Source organism: Streptomyces viridifaciens, assembly GCF_001888885.2.
Taxonomy (GTDB): domain Bacteria; phylum Actinomycetota; class Actinomycetes; order Streptomycetales; family Streptomycetaceae; genus Kitasatospora; species Kitasatospora aureofaciens.
Map to the genome: position 1 here is coordinate 2,066,291 of NZ_CP090841.1, position 16,338 is coordinate 2,082,628.

The 16,338-nt window shown below is 72.2% G+C and carries 13 protein-coding genes; 7 read left to right on the forward strand and 6 right to left on the reverse strand.

The genetic code is table 11. From position 1 onward, the window contains the following. Position 1 precedes the first annotated feature (1 nt). The 3 genes from hemQ to BOQ63_RS16555 are packed head-to-tail and all read right to left on the reverse strand — an operon-like array spanning position 2 to position 2,779. Complete coding sequence (gene hemQ, locus BOQ63_RS16545) at positions 2–727, reverse strand: hydrogen peroxide-dependent heme synthase (protein ID WP_072654536.1); 726 nt, start codon at positions 725–727, stop codon at positions 2–4. Further along, positions 724–2,154, reverse strand: coding sequence for a protoporphyrinogen oxidase (gene hemG / locus BOQ63_RS16550; RefSeq protein ID WP_030554901.1), 1,431 nt, complete (start codon positions 2,152–2,154; stop codon positions 724–726). The genes hemQ and hemG overlap by 4 nt, the downstream gene beginning before the upstream one ends. A 34-nt stretch (positions 2,155–2,188) precedes the next feature. After that, positions 2,189–2,779, reverse strand: a complete 591-nt coding sequence (locus BOQ63_RS16555) for a Uma2 family endonuclease (protein ID WP_030288231.1) — start codon at positions 2,777–2,779, stop codon at positions 2,189–2,191. A 56-nt stretch (positions 2,780–2,835) separates the two neighbouring features. Here BOQ63_RS16555 and BOQ63_RS16560 point away from each other — a divergent pair, with 56 nt between their 5' ends. Together BOQ63_RS16560 and BOQ63_RS16565 are read left to right on the forward strand one after the other, a co-directional pair. After that, positions 2,836–3,276: a 2-thiouracil desulfurase family protein gene (locus BOQ63_RS16560; RefSeq protein WP_030288228.1), complete on the forward strand. Its 441-nt coding sequence runs from the start codon at positions 2,836–2,838 to the stop codon at positions 3,274–3,276. 124 nt (positions 3,277–3,400) lie between these two features. Then, positions 3,401–4,393: a DUF4349 domain-containing protein gene (locus tag BOQ63_RS16565; RefSeq protein WP_167395751.1), complete on the forward strand. Its 993-nt coding sequence runs from the start codon at positions 3,401–3,403 to the stop codon at positions 4,391–4,393. A 65-nt stretch (positions 4,394–4,458) separates the two neighbouring features. Here the strand turns inward: BOQ63_RS16565 and hemE are convergent, their stop codons facing one another. Then, a complete protein-coding gene (gene hemE / locus BOQ63_RS16570) occupies positions 4,459–5,472 on the reverse strand; it encodes a uroporphyrinogen decarboxylase (RefSeq protein ID WP_223886247.1) in 1,014 nt (337 codons plus the stop codon). Between the two features lie 236 nt (positions 5,473–5,708). Between hemE and BOQ63_RS16575 the strand changes: the two genes are divergently transcribed. The 5 genes from BOQ63_RS16575 (at position 5,709) to BOQ63_RS16595 (ending at position 12,597) form a co-directional block, all read left to right on the forward strand. Beyond that, positions 5,709–6,371: a DUF3000 domain-containing protein gene (locus BOQ63_RS16575; RefSeq protein WP_033353514.1), complete on the forward strand. Its 663-nt coding sequence runs from the start codon at positions 5,709–5,711 to the stop codon at positions 6,369–6,371. A 319-nt stretch (positions 6,372–6,690) separates the two neighbouring features. Beyond that, on the forward strand, positions 6,691–7,407 hold the full coding sequence (locus tag BOQ63_RS16580) for a response regulator transcription factor (RefSeq protein ID WP_030288221.1): 717 nt from the start codon (positions 6,691–6,693) through the stop codon (positions 7,405–7,407). A gap of 284 nt (positions 7,408–7,691) precedes the next feature. Then, the gene (locus tag BOQ63_RS16585; protein ID WP_030288219.1) at positions 7,692–8,942 is read left to right on the forward strand and encodes a ribonuclease D; all 1,251 of its coding nucleotides are present in this window, start codon (positions 7,692–7,694) and stop codon (positions 8,940–8,942) included. Between the two features lie 254 nt (positions 8,943–9,196). Continuing rightward, positions 9,197–10,441 (forward strand): thiolase family protein, encoded by a 1,245-nt coding sequence (locus tag BOQ63_RS16590; protein WP_030288216.1) that lies wholly within the window; start codon positions 9,197–9,199, stop codon positions 10,439–10,441. Positions 10,442–10,443: 2 nt separating this feature from the next. Then, on the forward strand, positions 10,444–12,597 hold the full coding sequence (locus BOQ63_RS16595; protein ID WP_030554897.1) for a 3-hydroxyacyl-CoA dehydrogenase NAD-binding domain-containing protein: 2,154 nt from the start codon (positions 10,444–10,446) through the stop codon (positions 12,595–12,597). A 69-nt stretch (positions 12,598–12,666) separates the two neighbouring features. Here BOQ63_RS16595 and BOQ63_RS16600 read toward each other — a convergent pair whose 3' ends face one another. Next, positions 12,667–14,193: an ArnT family glycosyltransferase gene (locus BOQ63_RS16600; protein ID WP_223885952.1), complete on the reverse strand. Its 1,527-nt coding sequence runs from the start codon at positions 14,191–14,193 to the stop codon at positions 12,667–12,669. 170 nt (positions 14,194–14,363) lie between these two features. Further along, a complete protein-coding gene (gene dxs / locus BOQ63_RS16605) occupies positions 14,364–16,268 on the reverse strand; it encodes a 1-deoxy-D-xylulose-5-phosphate synthase (RefSeq protein WP_030288212.1) in 1,905 nt (634 codons plus the stop codon). Positions 16,269–16,338: the final 70 nt, after the last annotated feature.

A 16,338-nucleotide genomic window follows, 5' to 3' on the forward strand; every position in this document is an offset into this window, starting at 1 on the left:
GTCAGACCAGACCGTTCAGCAGCTCGCTCACCGGCTTGCGGCGGCCGGTGAAGAACGGCACCTCCTCGCGGACGTGCATCCGGGCCCGGGAGGCGCGCAGTTCGCGCATCAGGTCGACGATGCGGTGCAGCTCGTCCGCCTCGAAGGCGAGCAGCCACTCGTAGTCGCCGAGCGCGAAGGAGGCCACCGTGTTGGCCCGGACGTCCGGGTAGCCGCGGGCCTGCATGCCGTGCTCGGCGAGCATCGCGCGCCGGTCCTCGTCGGGCAGCAGGTACCAGTCGTACGAGCGGACGAACGGGTACACGCAGACGTAGTCGCGCGCGCGCTCGTCGGCGAGGAACGCCGGGATGTGCGACTTGTTGAACTCGGCCGGGCGGTGCAGGGCCATGTTCGACCAGACCGGCTCCAGGTGGCGGCCCAGACCGGTGCGGCGGAAGCGGTTGTACGCCTCCTGCAGGTCGTCCGAGTCCTCGGCGTGCCACCAGATCAGGATGTCGGCGTCCGCGCGCAGCCCGGACACGTCGTAGGTGCCGCGCACCGTCACGTCCTTGACGGCGAGCTGGGCGAACAGCTCGTCCACCTCGGCGGCGAGGGCGGTGCGGTCCTCGGGCAGGGCGCCCTTGAGCTTGAACACCGACCACATCGTGTAGCGGATGACCTGGTTCAGGTCGCGCGCCTTCTTCTTCTCGGGCTGCTGCTCCGGCTCCCGCTCAACGCTCTCAGTCATGCGCCCATTGTCCTCTCCGTGGAACCTTCCCCGGTCGCCGGGGTCAACAGTTTGTCGATGGCCGCCGCGGCGGCGGCCGCCGACGCGATGCAGGCCGGAATCCCCACCCCGTCGTACGCGGCGCCGCACAGCGCCAGCGCCCCCACCGCCTCCGCGGCCGCCCGCACCCGGGCCACCCGGTCCAGGTGGCCCACCGGGTACTGCGGCAGTCCGGCCGTGAAGCGGGACACGAAGGTGTCGTACGGCCGGGCGGTCAGGCCGACCGCCTCCTCCAGGTCCGCCAGCGAGCGGGCCACCAGCTCCTCGTCCGGCAGCTCCAGCACCTCGTCCTCGCGGTGGCGGCCCAGCGAGGTACGCAGCAGGAACGCGTCCGGGGCGGAACGCTCCAGCCAGCCCCACTTGTTGGAGGAGAAGGTCGAGGCCTTGATCCGGCGGCCGTCCACCGGCGGCACCAGGAAGCCGCTGCCGCTGGGCGGCTCGGCCAGGTCGCCACGTCGGAACGCCAGGGTCACCAGCGCCATTCCCGCGTACTCGACGGTGTCCAGTTCGACGGCCGCCGCCGGGGCGTCCGCGCGCAGCAGCCGGGCCGCGGCCGGCGCCGGGACGGCCAGCACCACGGCGTCCGCGGTCAGCACCTCGCCGCCGGCCACCACCCGCCAGCCCTCGGGGGTGCGGCGCAGCTCCTCCACCGGGGTGTCGGTCCGCAGGTCCACGCCCGCCCTGACGCAGGCTGCGGCGACCGCCTCCGGCAGGGTGCCGAGGCCGCCGCGCAGGCCCTGGAACACCGGGGTGCCGACCACCTGCGGCCGGGAGGCCAGCTCGTGCACCCCCTCGACCAGCGAGCCGCCGCCCCGGGCGATCGGCAGCAGCTGCGGCACGGCCGCGCGCAGCGAGATCTCGTCGGCGCGCCCGGCGTAGACGCCGCCCAGCAGCGGCTCGACCAGCCGGTCCACCACCTCCCGGCCCAGCCGGTCGGCGACGTAGCGGCCGATCGCGACGTCCGCCCCGACCTCGGTGGGCCGCTCGCTGCGGGCCCGTTCCAGCCCCTCGGCGGTGAGCACCCCGGAAGCGGCCAGCGCCTCCAGGTCACCGGGGACGCCCATCACCTGCCCGCCCGGCAGCGGCCGCAGCGCGCCGCGGGTCCAGATCGCCGCCTTCGCGGTGGTCGGCGGCTCCAACTCCTCCCCGAGCCCGACCGCCCGCGCCAGCTCCACGGCCTCCGGCCGCCGGGCCAGCACCGATTCGGCCCCGAGGTCCACCCGGACCCCGCCGACCTCCCCGCCCCACAACTTCCCGCCGACCCGCCCGGACGCCTCCAGCACCGTCACCCGCGCCCGCGCCGGCCCCCCGGCCGCCCCGCTCAGGAAGGCAGCCGCAGCCAGCCCCGCGATCCCACCACCGACGACGACGACCTGTGCATCCGACATGCTCCGCAGTCTCGCAGGTCTTTATCCGGAACCCTCAATCCGCTGCACGACCGCTGGCGGGCACCAGCCCGTCCAGGTCGATCTCGATCGGGAAAGGCACCCGGCGTTCAAGCTTGCCCCGGAAGATCCCAGCTGGGGCATAGGAAGAGGTCGCGTGCTCCAGCTCGAAGACGTGTGCCACCGGCAGGCCGTCCTCCTCCTCGACGATCCAGTAGTGCGGGATGCCGGCCTCGGCGTACTTGCGAAACTTGACCGTCCGGTCGCGGTGCACTGACTCCGGGGAGACGACCTCGACGACGAGAGCCACCTCGTCGGGAGTGAACTGGGTGCGATCGGGGTCGAAATCGGCCTGGACGACGAGCACGTCCGGCTCAGGGCGGTTCCACTTGTCGAGCTTGATCGACATCTCCCTACCGACCCGGTGCCCCGTCGGCACCTGGCGGCGAAGCGTGTAGACGAGGTCGTTGACGACGTCGCCGTGCCACCAGCGCTGGGGAGACATCATGAAGACCAAAGCCCCATCGATCAGTTCAGTGTGCCGCGGCGCCTGCGGCAGGTGGTCGAGGTCATCGGCAAACCAGCCCTCGTCCCTGGGCGCGTACATCCAGTCCGGCAGCTCGCTCATGGCCCCCAAGATAGCGAGTTCCGCGGTGCGATGAGCTGCCGCTTAGGGTGTGTGCTATGGAACCGATCGTGGTGAGCGCCTGTCTGGCCGGGGTCCCCTGCAGGTACGACGGGCGGGCGAAGACGGCCGACGGTGCCGTGCGGCTGGTGGCGGAGGGTCGGGCGGTCGTGGTCTGTCCGGAGGGGGCCGGCGGGTTGCCCACGCCGCGGCCGGCGGCGGAGATCGTCGGCGGGGACGGGGCGGACGTGCTGGACGGGCGGGCGCGGGTGGTGGACGCGACCGGGGCCGACTGCACCGCGGAGTTCCTGTCCGGGGCCCGGGCGGCACTGGCGGCGGCGCAGGAGGCGGGGGCGCGGCGGGCGGTGCTGATGGCGCGCAGCCCGTCCTGCGGGTGCGGGCAGGTGTACGACGGGACGTTCTCCGGGGAGCTGCGGCCCGGGGACGGGGTGACAGCGGCACTGCTGCGGCGGTCGGGGATCGAGGTCACCGCCGGATAGGCCGTACCCGTGGCCGTCCCGCCGCCGAGCTGTGATGGACTCGCGATCTCACGGGCTGGTCCGTGCTGCCAGCTCTCGCGTCCAATGGTGAGGACTGCCAATGGACTTGGGGAGGGGCCCGGCAATGGGACGACAGGCGAGCGCCGGAGCGCCGGCGGCGGCGGTGGCCGCGGCGGTGCTGCTGGTCGGGGGCTGCAGCGCGGGCGGCTCGGGGGATCCGGCGAAGAACGACTCGGCCGTGGCACCGGCGAAACAGCCCGGTCAGGCCGGCGGGGCGGCCGCGCCGGCTCCGGCGAACGCCCGGGCCTCCGGCGCCCCGGCGGCGTCCGGGGTGACTCCGGTCGCCGACGCCCGGCTGATCTCGTACACCGCGCAGCTCACCCTGCGCGCCAAGGACGTTTCGCAAGTGCTGGCGAGGGCACGGGACTTGACCACCGCCTCGGGCGGCTACGTGGGCGGCGAGTCGGTCAGCGGGAGCGGTACGGACGAGTCCGGCCAGCTGACGCTCAGGATCCCGTCGGCCGCCTACCAGCAGACCCTGGACCAGCTGGCCGCCCTGGGCGAGGTGGTGTCCCGCAAGAGCCAGGCGGACGACCTGACCCAGCAGGTCGCGGACGTGGCGAGCCGGGTGCAGACCCAGCAGGCGAGCGTGGACCGGGTGCGGGCGCTGATGGCGGAGGCCAGGACGCTGAGCGACATCACCTCGTTGGAGGGCGAGCTGAGCCGCCGCGAGGCGGACCTGGAGTCTCTGCAGAAACAGCAGAAGGAGCTGGCCGCCCGGACTTCGTACTCCACCGTGACCCTGGACGTCCGCCGAGACGCCGCGATTCCCACGCCGACCGCGACGCCGAAGGAGGAGGAGCAGGGCTTCGGCGATTCGGTCGGGTCCGCGCTCGGCGGCGGCTGGCACGTGCTGCTGACGATCGCGCGGGCACTGGCGGTGGCGCTGGCCGCACTGGCGCCGTTCCTGCTGGTGCTTGGCGTCCCGGCGGCGCTGCTCTACCGGTACTGGCGCCGGACCCGCTCCCACCCCCGCGCGACCGGCTCCCGCGATGACGCCGGGGACGCCGGGGAGGCCGGGGGCACCGAGAAGGCCGCTCCGACCGACGAGGAGTGACGAACGACAGTGGCGGGCCCCCGGCGCCCGGGGGCCCGCCACCGCGAGTCGTCAGCGCGTGGACGTCAGCGCGCGCTGGCCTCGTGCACGAAGGCGACCAGGCGGCTGAGCGCGTCCGGGTCCATGGACGGCATCACGCCGTGCCCGAGGTTGAAGATGTGGCCGCTGGTGCCGAGCGCCTGGGCGGCGTGCAGCACCTCGCGGGCCTTGGTCTCCACGACCTTGGTGGGGGCGAACAGCACCGCCGGGTCGAGGTTGCCCTGCAGGCCCTTGCCGGGGCCGACCCGCTCGGCGGCGACGTTCAGCGGCACCCGCCAGTCGACGCCGACGATGTCCGCGCCGGCCTGGCCCATCAGCCCGAGCAGCTCGCCGGTGCCGACGCCGAAGTGGATCCGCGGCACCCCGTAGGAGGCGACGGCGTCGAAGACCTTGGAGCTGGCCGGCATGACCGAGCGGCGGTAGTCGTCGGGCGCGAGCGAGCCGACCCAGGAGTCGAACAGCTGGACCGCCGAGGCGCCCGCCTCGATCTGCACCTTCAGGAAGGCGGAGGTGATGTCCGCGAGCCGGTCCACCAGGGCGGCCCACAGCTCGGGCTGCCCGTACATCATGGCCTTGGTGTTCTCGTGGTTCTTGGACGGCCCGCCCTCGACCAGGTAGCTGGCCAGCGTGTACGGCGCACCGGCGAAGCCGATCAGCGGGGTCTCGCCGAGCTCGTCCACCAGCAGGCCGACGGCCTCGGTGATGTACGGGACGTCGTCGGGCTCCAGCGGGCGCAGCCGCTGGAGGTCCTCGATGGTGCGGATCGGATCGGCGATGACCGGGCCGATGCCGGCCTTGATGTCCACGTCGATGCCGACGGCCTTGAGCGGCACCACGATGTCGCTGAAGAAGATCGCCGCGTCGACCTTGTGCCGGCGCACCGGCTGCAGGGTGATCTCCTTGACCAGCTCGGGCCGCATGCAGGACTCCAGCATGGGGATGCCCTCGCGGACCTTCAGGTACTCGGGCAGCGAGCGGCCCGCCTGGCGCATGAACCACACCGGGGTGTGCGGCACCGGCTCATGCCGACAGGCGCGCAGGAACGCCGAGTCGTGCGCGGCGCCGCGGCGCGCGGGGGTGGATCGGCCGTCGAGGGTGGCCGCCGTCGGGTCTGCCGTAGTCTCGCTCACGGGTCAAATCTTCGCATGCGCCTGAGCGCCGCCTCCCCGGGCGGTCTCGTCGGTTCCTCCAAGATGTGGCCGGGTTTGCCGTTCCGGCACGCCGCTCGGACGGAAGTTGCGGCGATAACCCGGGTTTTCGACCTAGTCTTCGGGTCATGGCAGCGGTCGGCGGGCACCCCGCACAGGGTGGCGGAACAGGTGGCGGAACGGGTCGGGAGGGCGCGCCGAGCGAGTTCCGGGCCGCCGTGGAGGCCCTCGAAGGGGCGCGGCTGCGCCCGGAGGTCCAGCTCTCCCCCGCGCCGGCCCCGCGCCGGCTCGCCCCGTACTCGTTCGCAGTGACCGCCGCCGTGGAGGTGGACGGCGAGGAGCTGGCCGACGGCCGGCTGGTGCTGCTGTACGACCCGGCCGGGCAGGAGGCCTGGAACGGGGAGTTCCGGGTGGTCACCATGACCCGGGCCGAGCTGGAGCCGGAGATGGCCGGTGACCCGATGCTCTCCGAGGTCGGCTGGGCCTGGCTGCTGGACGCGCTGCAGGCGCACGGCGCCGGGTACGCGGAGCCGTCCGGCACGGTGACCCGCTGCGCCTCCCAGTACTTCGGCGGCCTGGCGGACCGCCCGTCCTCGACCGAGATCGAGATCCGGGCCTCCTGGACGCCGGCCGACGGCCGGTTCGAGCGGCACCTGGCGGCCTGGGGGGACCTGCTCTGCATCAGCGCCGGGCTGCCGCCGGCCAGCCCCGCCCCGCAGGGCCCGAACGAGGTCACGTCACTCGGTGGGGTGGTCCCGATGCCCGCGCGGCGTCGCCCGCGGTCGCACTGACGAGTGGTGTCCGGGCCGGACGGCACCTCCTGCCCCGATGCCACCCCCAGGGCTGACGGAGTGTGACTTCCGTCCTGCTCTGCGTCAATAAACTGGTCAGAGTCGACCGATCCGTGACGAATCTGATCGATTTTGTGCGATTTCAGGGCATGTCTCATCAGTCATATGCGCGATTTGTCCGTATTGTTACTCACTAGATCGTGATCTTTCGCTAAAGCCGGGCACGGTAGCTGCCGAAGCAGACTGTGACCCTTTCCGAACGCGGAACACTCCGACCGCCCCCTCGGGGTTCCGTCCGCCACTCCCCGCAGGAGGCCTGGTGTCGGTCCTTCTTGAGCACCCCGCAAACGTGGTCGCCTACCGCCCGACCAAGCCCACCGCCATGGTGGTCATCGCCGATCCCCGCGTCCGAAACACCGTCACCCGTCACCTCTGGGCGCTGGGCGTCCGCGACGTGATCGAGGTGTCATCGATCGCCGAGGCCCGTCCCCGGGTCTCCACCCCGCGCGACATCTGCGTCGCCGACGTGCACCTACCGGACGGCTCCGGGCTGACCATCCTCGCCGAGACCCGCGCCGCGGGCTGGCCCAACGGCCTGGCCCTGTCGGCCGCCGACGACATCGGCGCGGTCCGCAGCGCGCTGGCCGGCGGCGTCAAGGGCTACGTGGTCACCGGCACCCGCACCAATGTCGCGATGCCCGGCCGCCCGGGCCTGCCGCTGGGCGCCGCCGGACTGGCCGGCCGGATGCGCCGCCCCGGGATGCCGGGCATGCCGGGGGCCGCCGGTGCGCCGGGCGCGCCCGGAGCACCCGGTGCGCCGGGGCCGCAGCAGGCCGCCTATCGCGAGCTGTCCGGCCGCGAGGTCGAGGTACTGCGGCTGGTCGCCGAGGGCCAGTCGAACAAGGCGATCGGCGTGGCGATGGGCCTGTCGGCGCTCACCGTGAAGAGCCACCTCGCCCGGATCGCCCGCAAGCTCGGCACCGGCGACCGCGCCGGGATGGTCGCGGTCGCGCTGCGCACCGGCATCATTCACTGAGCCAACCAGCCGTACCACTCGCCGGAGCCGCAGCGGCTCAGGAGGAACGTTCCTCCTGAGCCGCCGCGCACGCGCGCGGCCCGGACGCAGTGGGCGATCCCCGCCCCGAGCCGAAGGGGCGCCGGTGCCGAAAGGGAGAAGGGCCGAGCCGCCGACGAGGGAGGTGGCGCAGCGCCCGCCGACCGTCGGCACCGGGTCCGAGCGGCCCGGAGGCGAGTGGGCGATCATCAGTCCGCCCAGTCCGACAACACTCCCAGTTCCGAGGACCGTCGTACCCTTGGTGGGTGACCGACGCCGTAGCAGCCATCCCAGAAGAAGCAGCCCCGGTCCCGCTCCTCGAACCGAAGGAGGGGATCCCGCCCGTCGTGGCGGACGAGCAGGCGCTGGCCGCCACGATCGCCGCCTTCGCCGCGGGCACCGGACCGGTTGCCGTCGACGCCGAGCGCGCCTCCGGCTACCGCTACGGGCAGCGGGCGTACCTGATCCAGCTGCGCCGTGCCGGCGCCGGCTCGGCCCTGATCGACCCGATCGCCTGCCCCGACCTCGGCAGGCTGGGCGCCGCCATCGCGGACGCCGAGTGGGTGGTGCACGCCGCGACCCAGGACCTGCCCTGCCTGGCCGAGGTGGGCATGAGACCCACCCGGCTGTTCGACACCGAGCTGGCCGGGCGGATCGCGGGCTTCGCCCGGGTCGGTCTCGGGCCGATGACCGAGAACGTGCTCGGGCTGAGCCTGGCCAAGGAGCACTCGGCGGTGGACTGGTCCACCCGCCCGCTGCCCGAGCCCTGGCTGCGCTACGCGGCTCTGGACGTCGAGGTGCTGGTCGAGCTGCGTGACGCACTCGAACAGGAGCTGGACGCCCAGGGCAAGCTCGACTGGGCGCTGGAGGAGTTCGCCTCGATCGCCGCCGCCCCGCGCCCGGCCCCGCGCACCGACCCGTGGCGCCGCACCTCGCAGCTGCACAAGGTCCGCCGGCGCCGCCAGCTGGCCGTGGTGCGCGAGCTGTGGCTGACCCGTGACCGGATGGCGCAGGAGCGCGACGTCTCCCCCGGCCGGGTGCTCTCGGACGCCGCGATCGTCAACGCCGCGCTGGCCATGCCGCTGAACATCGCGGCCCTTCAGGCCGTGCAGGGCTTCGGCCCGCGCCTGCACCGGCGCCAGCTGGACCAGTGGCTGGCGGCCGTGCAGCGCGGCCGGGAGGTCCCGGAGAACCAGCTGCCGCCGGCCGCCGCACCGCACGACGGTCCGCCGCCGCCGCGGGCCTGGGCGGAGAAGGACCCGGTGGCCGCCGCCCGGTTGTCCGGCGCCCGCGCCGCGGTCAGCGAGCTGGCCGAGCGTCACCATCTGCCGGCCGAGAACCTGATCACTCCGGACCTGGTGCGTCGGGTCTCCTGGGAGCCGCCGGCCGACCCGAGCGCCGAGGGCGTGGCCGCCGCGCTGCGCCGGCTCGGCGCCCGGCAGTGGCAGGTCGACCTGGTGGCACCGGTGATGGCCGCCGCCTTCGCCACCGCCACCGCCGCCACGGCCCAGGGTTGATCCGGTCCGGCGACGCCACCGGCTCCGAAAAGGGGATGCCGTCCGTACGGACCGCATCCCCTTCGGCGTCTCCGGGGAGGCTTCCTGGTCGGACGTGCCGCCGGACGTGTCGCGGGACACATGGTCAGAACCCTCCGAGGGGCCTGGGCAGGTTGGTTACCGACCGGTAGCATGGCCGGGACGCGGCGCCGCCAGGTGTTTCCCGGCGGCAGCCTGCCCACCTCGAAATGTTGGTCCCTGGGAGGAGAGCCCCCGTGCCTCGTACCGCGAGGGACGTCGTCTTCGTCGACGGCGTCCGCACCCCGTTCGGCAAGGCCGGCCCGAAGGGCATCTACCACGAGACGCGCGCCGACGACCTCGTCGTCAAGTGCATCCGGGAGCTCGTGCGCCGTAACCCGAACCTGCCCGTCGAGCGCATCGACGAGGTCGCCGTCGCGGCCACCACGCAGATCGGCGACCAGGGTCTGACCATCGGGCGCACCGCCGCCCTGCTGTCCGGCCTGCCGAAGTCCGTCCCTGGTTACGCGATCGACCGCATGTGCGCCGGCGCCCTGACCGCCGTGACCACCACCGCCGGCGGCATCGCCTTCGGCGCGTACGACGTGGTCGTGGCCGGCGGCGTCGAGCACATGGGCCGCCACCCGATGGGCGAGGGCGTGGACCCGAACCCGCGCTTCGTCTCCGAGAAGCTGGTCGACGAGTCCGCCCTGTTCATGGGCATGACCGCGGAGAACCTGCACGACCGGTTCCCGCACCTGACCAAGGAGCGCTGCGACGCCTACGCCGTGCGCTCCCAGGAGAAGGCCGCCAAGGCGTACGCCAACGGCGACATCCAGCCCGACCTGGTGCCGATCTCGATCCGCAACACCAACCCCGAGGTCGGCGAGACCGGCTGGGGCCTGGCCACCGTGGACGAGCCGCTGCGCCCGGGCACCACGATGGAGTCGCTGGCCAACCTGAAGACCCCGTTCCGCCCGCACGGCAACATCACCGCGGGCAACTCGGCCGGTCTGAACGACGGTGCCACCGCCTCGCTGCTGGCCGCCGAGGACGTCGCCGAGGAGCTCGGCCTCCCGGTCAAGATGCGCCTGGTCTCCTACGCCTTCGCCGGCGTCGAGCCCGAGGTGATGGGCATCGGCCCGGTGCCGGCCACCGAGAAGGCGCTGGCCAAGGCCGGTCTGACCATCGACGACATCCAGGCCTTCGAGATCAACGAGGCCTTCGCCGTCCAGGTGCTGTCCTTCCTGGACCACTACGGCATCGCGGACGACGACGAGCGGGTCAACCCGTACGGCGGTGCGATCGCCTTCGGCCACCCGCTGGCCTCCTCCGGCGTGCGCCTGATGAACCAGCTGGCCCGCCGCTTCGAGCAGCGCCCGGACGTCCGCTACGGCCTGACCACGATGTGCATCGGGTTCGGCATGGGCGGCACCATCATCTGGGAGAACCCGCATTGGAGCGGAGCGGAAAAGTCGTCCGAGCTCGAGGGTGGTAAGTGACCATGAGCAACACCACTGAGCTGCTCCAGCACGGCGCCGAGCTGTTCCCGGGCGAGGTCGTCACGACCGCCCACGTCCGCCACCTGGACCTGCCGCTGCAGGCCGGCAAGCTGGCCCTGATCACCCTGGACAACGGCTTCGACCACACCAAGCCGACCACCTTCGGCCCGGGTTCGCTGCTGAAGCTGTCCGCTGCGCTGGACCAGGTCGAGGCCGAGGCCGCCGAGGGCAAGATCGTCGGCGCCGCGATCACCGGCAAGCCGTTCATCTTCGCCGTGGGCGCCGACCTCAAGGGCGTCGAGCTGCTCCAGCAGCACGCCGACGCGCTGGCCATCGGCAAGGGCGGCCACGAGGTCTTCAAGCGGATCGCCGCACTGCCCGTCCCGACCTTCGCCTTCTACAACGGCGCGGCCATGGGCGGCGGCGTCGAGGTCGGCCTGCACTGCGACTACCGCACGGTGTCCGCGGGTGTTCCGGCCTTCTCGCTGCCCGAGGTCTTCCTCGGCCTCGTCCCCGGCTGGGGCGGCTGCACCATCCTGCCGAACCTGATCGGTGCCGGTAAGGCTGTCAAGGTCATCATCGAGAACTCGATGAACCAGAACAAGCAGCTCAAGGGCAAGGACGTGTTCGAGCTGGGGATCGCCGACGCGATCTTCGAGCCGGCCGACTTCCTGGAGCAGTCGCTGCTGTGGGCCGCCAAGGTCCTCAAGGGCGACCTGGCCGTCGAGCGCGAGGCGATCGACCGCGGCAAGGCCTGGGACGACGCCGTCCTCTGGGGCCGCATGGTCGCCGACAGCAAGGTGCACGGCGCCGCTCCGGCCGCCTACAAGGCGCTGGACATCATCGCCGCCGTCAAGGACGCCGACCTCGCCGACAAGGCCAGCCTGCAGGCCGGCTTCGACGCCGAGGACGCGGCCCTGGCCGACCTCATCATGAGCGGCGAGCTGCGCAGCGGCATCTACGCCTTCAACCTGGTGCAGCGCCGGGCCAAGCGCCCGGTCGGTGCCCCGGACAAGTCGCTGGCCCGCCCGGTCTCCAAGGTCGGCGTCGTCGGCGCCGGTCTGATGGCCTCGCAGCTGGCGCTGCTGTTCGCCCGCCGTCTGGAGGTGCCGGTGGTCCTCACCGACATCGACCAGGAGCGCGTCGACAAGGGCGTCGGCTACGTCCACGCCGAGATCGACAAGCTGCTCGGCAAGGGCCGGATCGGCCAGGACAAGGCCAACCGCCTCAAGGGCCTGGTTACCGGCTCGCTGGACAAGGCCGCCGCCTTCGGCGACGCGGACTTCGTCATCGAGGCCGTGTTCGAGGAGATGGGCGTCAAGCAGACCGTCTTCGCGGACCTGGAGAACGTGGTCTCGCCGACCTGTGTGCTGGCGACCAACACCTCCTCGCTGTCGGTCACCGAGATGGCCTCGAAGCTGAAGCACCCCGAGCGGGTCGTCGGCTTCCACTTCTTCAACCCGGTCGCGATCCTGCCGCTGCTGGAGATCGTCCGCGGCGAGCAGACCGACGACGCGTCGCTGGCCACCGCCTTCGCCGTGTCGAAGAAGCTGAAGAAGACCTCGGTGCTCTGCAAGGACGCCCCGGCGTTCGTGGTGAACCGGATCCTGACCCGCTTCATGGGCGAGATCCAGAACATCATCGACGAGGGCACCCCGATCGCCAGCGTCGAGAAGGCCGTCGAGCCGCTCGGCCTGCCGATGTCCCCGATCGTGCTGCTGGAGCTGGTCGGCCCGGCCATCGCCCTGCACGTCTCGGAGACCCTGCACGGCGCCTTCCCGGAGCGGTTCACCGTCTCCGAGAACCTCGGCAAGGTGGTCAAGGCCGGCAAGCGCGGCTTCTACACCTGGGTCGACGGCAAGCAGGTCCTCGACCCCGAGGTGCTGGAGCTGCTGACCTTCGGCGACTCGGTGCTCACCGAGGAGCAGGTCCTCAGCCGCGCCCTGGAGGCCGTGGCGCAGGAGATCGGCCTGATGCTGGCCGAGGGTGTCGTCGCCGAGGCGCAGGACATCGACCTCTGCATGATCACCGGTGCCGGCTGGCCCTTCCACCTGGGCGGGATCACCCCGTACCTGGACCGTGAGGGCATCTCCGAGCGGGTGAACGGCAAGAAGTTCCTCGCCCCCGGCGTGGCCTCGGTGCCCGCCCAGGCGTAGCGCTGCACGAAGGAGCCCCCGGCGACCTGGTCGCCGGGGGCTCCTTCGTACCTGGGGGGCGCTCGGGCCTCAGTGCTTGAGGCGGTAGACGACGGTGTCGCCGATGACGCCGATCATCTCGTAGTGGGTGTCCAGCAGGTTCTCGATCCGGGGGACCATCACCGGCTGGTACGGGGCGATGCCGGAGTCGTCCACGAAGACCTCGGGCAGGCCGTTGGCGAGCTCCTTGTCGAAGGTCTGCCAGGCGTTGTTGACGCTGAACTGCTCGCCCACGTTGGGGCTGCCGTCCTTGCCGCCGCTGTAGTTGGTGAGGAAGCCGGCGGTCAGGTAGCGGCTGGCGGGCTTGCGGTCGGCCAGCCAGTACAGCTCGGGGTGCATGCCCCAGACCAGCACGGTGTCCTTGGGGGTGGTCTGGGCGGCGACCGCGGTGGCGACCTCGGTGTTGCGGCTCATCTGCTCCCCCGGCCAGGCCAGCGCCAGGGTCCAGAACGCGGTGGCGGCGACCGTGGTGTACACCAGGACGGGCTTCCAGCGGATCGCCGAGGTGGCGACCGCCCCGGTGCCCAGCAGCACCAGCGGGGGCATCAGCTGGAGGTAGTAGTGGCCGAAGAAGTGGAAGCCCACGCTGACCGCGACGACCGAGGAGAGCAACCAGACCCACAGGTCGGTGGTCGAGCCGTACTCCTCGCCCGCCACCGGCAGCGGGCGGTGGCGGTACTTGAACCAGAGCCGGCGGCCGACCGGGTACAGGAAGCCGAGGCCCGCCGCGGCCAGGATGCCCAGGTTGCCGAAGGCCCGGCCGAGCATCTGCAGCCAGGCGCCGCCGAAGGAGGCGTAGTCGCCGCTGCCGGTGACCACCCAGAAGAGGAAGCCCTTGGGCTTGGTCAGGATGACCGCCACCAGGGCTATCGGCACCGCGAAGCCGAACCCGATCTTGAACAGCGCGGGCGGCCAGCGCACCCCTCGTCGGCGGGCGTCCTGGAGGAGCATCCAGAGCACCGGCAGCAGGACCGCGCCGCCGGTCTGCTTGGTCAGCGAGCAGAGCGCGACCGCGATGCCTGCGGCCAGCCAGCGGCGGCGTTCGGCGTAGCGGAAGGCGGCCACCATCGCGGGCAGCATGAAGACCTCGAAGGTCGCCGCCTGGGTGTCCTCCGGGGAGAGTCCGATGGAGACCAGCAGGTAGAGCAGTCCGGCGCCGGCCCCGGCCCGGTTTCCCCAGCGGCCGCGGGCGATCGAGGCCAGCAGGATCGCGGTGACCAGGTGGGCCACCACCGCCAGGGTGCGCAGCGGCCACAGCGAGGCGGAGCCGAAGACGGCGAAGCACGCCTGGTAGAGCCAGGGCAGCAGCGGCGGCTTGCGGTCCACGACGGTGTCGTAGAGCACCCCGCCGTCGGCGAGCATCCGGGCCTGGGTGGCCAGGAAGCCCTCGTCCGGGCTCCAGACGGGCCGGGCGAAGGACGGGATGTGGGTGGCCAGCGCGACCAGCGTGAGCAGCGGCACCAGCCTGGTCCAGTACCCCTGACGAAGGTGGGTACGGGCGCGCTCGGGCAGGCGGTCGGCCAGGCCGGCGAGGCGGCGGCGGGTGGGGGTCGGCACGGTTGACAACCTACCGGGCGGAATCGGCGCGGATGGCGCCGGTCCCGCTATTCAGTGCGATTGTCAGCTTGTTTCGTGACGAACTGTTACGGAGTTACGACAATCGGTCGTCGGCGGAACGGGCTACGGCGCCTTCCGGGCGCCGCCGGTCCGTTCCGCCGACCGCCGTCTCAGGCCTTGACCGGCGCCGCGTCCAGCTTGGCGACCAGGGCGGTCACCCGCTGGGCGATGTCGGGGGCGTTCAGGCCGATCTCGGCCAGGATCTCGTTCCGGCTGGCGTGGTCCAGGAACTCCTGCGGAATGCCGAAGTCGCGCACCGGCAGGTCCACGTCCGCGTCCCGCAGCGCCTGCGCGACGGCCGCGCCGACGCCGCCCACCCGGCCGTTGTCCTCGATCGTCACGACCACCCGGTGCTCGGCGGCCAGGCCCGGCAGGGCCGGGTCCACCGGCTTGACCCAGCGCGGGTCCACCACGGTGGCGGTGATCCCCTGGGCGGCCAGCAGGTCGGCGACCTCCAGGCTGGTCGGGGCCATCGCACCGACCGAGACGATCAGGACGTCGGCGCGGTGGGCGCCGGAGGGCTCCTCGGCGGCGCGCAGCACGTCCATGCCGCCGACCCGGCCGACCGCGGGGACGGCCGGGCCGACCGTGCCCTTGGAGTAGCGGACCACCGTCGGGGCGTCCTTGACCAGGACGGCCTCCCGCAGCTGGGCGCGGACCTGGTCGGCGTCGCGCGGGGCGGCCAGCCGCAGGCTCGGGATGACCTGGAGGATCGACATGTCCCACATGCCGTTGTGCGAGGCGCCGTCCGTGCCGGTGACCCCGGCCCGGTCGAGCACGAAGGTGACGCCCAGCTTGTGCAGGGCGACGTCCATCAGGACCTGGTCGAAGGCCCGGTTCAGGAAGGTCGCGTAGACCGCGAACACCGGGTGCAGCCCGTTGGTGGCCAGGCCGGCGGCGCTGGTGACGGCGTGCTGCTCGGCGATGCCGACGTCGAAGATGCGGTCCGGGAACTCCTTGGCGAAGGGGGCCAGGCCGACCGGGTGGAGCATCGCGGCGGTGATCGCGACGATGTCCTCGCGCTCGTGGCCGAGCGCGACCATCTCCTCGCCGAAGACGGAGGTCCAGTCCTTGCCCGAGTTCTTGACCGGCAGGCCGGTGTCCGGGTGGATCACGCCGACGGCGTGGAAGCGGTCCTCGTCGTTGTTCTCGGCGGCGTGGTAGCCGCGGCCCTTCTCGGTGAGGCAGTGCACGATCACCGGGCCGCCGAAGCCGCGCGCCTTGGTCAGCGCGGACTCCAGGGCCGTCAGGTCGTGGCCGTCGATCGGGCCGATGTACTTGAGGCCGAGGTCCTCGAACATGCCCTGCGGGGCGATGAAGTCCTTGAGGCCCTTCTTGGCGCCGTGCAGCGTCTCGAACAGCTGCTGGCCGACCACCGGGGTGCGCTGCAGGGCGTCCTTGCCCCAGGAGAGGAAGCGCTCGTAACCCTGGGTGGTGCGCAGGGTGGCGAGGTGGTTGGCCAGGCCGCCGATGGTCGGCGAGTAGGAGCGCTCGTTGTCGTTGACGACGATGACGACCGGGAGGTCCTTGGCGTCGGCGATGTTGTTGAGCGCCTCCCAGGCCATGCCGCCGGTGAGCGCGCCGTCACCGATGACGGCGACGACCGGGTCCGCCTTGCCCTGGATCTTGTTGGCCTTGGCCAGGCCGTCGGCGTACGAGAGGACCGTGGAGGCGTGCGAGTTCTCGATCACGTCGTGCTCGGACTCGGCGCGGGAGGGGTAGCCGGACAGGCCGCCGCTCATCTTCAGCCGGGAGAAGTCCTGGCGGCCGGTGAGCAGCTTGTGGACGTAGCTCTGGTGGCCGGTGTCGAAGAGGATGCGGTCGCGCGGCGAGTCGAACACCCGGTGCAGCGCGATGGTGAGCTCCACCACGCCGAGGTTGGGTCCGAGGTGACCGCCCGTCTTGGAGACCTCGGTCACCAGGAAGGTCCGGATCTCCTGGGCCAGTGCGGCCAGCTGTCCGGGCGTGAGCCGGTCGAGATCGCGCGGTCCCCGAATGCGGGTCAGCAGGGCCACCCGTTCCTCCTCGTTCAGTGTTCGCGGACCACGGACGGTCCGACGGGCGTCGCTGCCCGGTCCGGCGGCA

Coding starts and splice junctions, on each gene's coding strand:
- hemQ (WP_072654536.1), bottom strand. CDS start 727: ATGACTGAGAGCGTTGAGCGGGAGCCGGAGCAGCAGCCCGAGAAGAAG.
- hemG (WP_030554901.1), bottom strand. CDS start 2,154: ATGTCGGATGCACAGGTCGTCGTCGTCGGTGGTGGGATCGCGGGGCTG.
- BOQ63_RS16555 (WP_030288231.1), bottom strand. CDS start 2,779: ATGAGCGAGCTGCCGGACTGGATGTACGCGCCCAGGGACGAGGGCTGG.
- BOQ63_RS16560 (WP_030288228.1), top strand. CDS start 2,836: ATGGAACCGATCGTGGTGAGCGCCTGTCTGGCCGGGGTCCCCTGCAGG.
- BOQ63_RS16565 (WP_167395751.1), top strand. CDS start 3,401: ATGGGACGACAGGCGAGCGCCGGAGCGCCGGCGGCGGCGGTGGCCGCG.
- BOQ63_RS16575 (WP_033353514.1), top strand. CDS start 5,709: ATGGCAGCGGTCGGCGGGCACCCCGCACAGGGTGGCGGAACAGGTGGC.
- BOQ63_RS16595 (WP_030554897.1), top strand. CDS start 10,444: ATGAGCAACACCACTGAGCTGCTCCAGCACGGCGCCGAGCTGTTCCCG.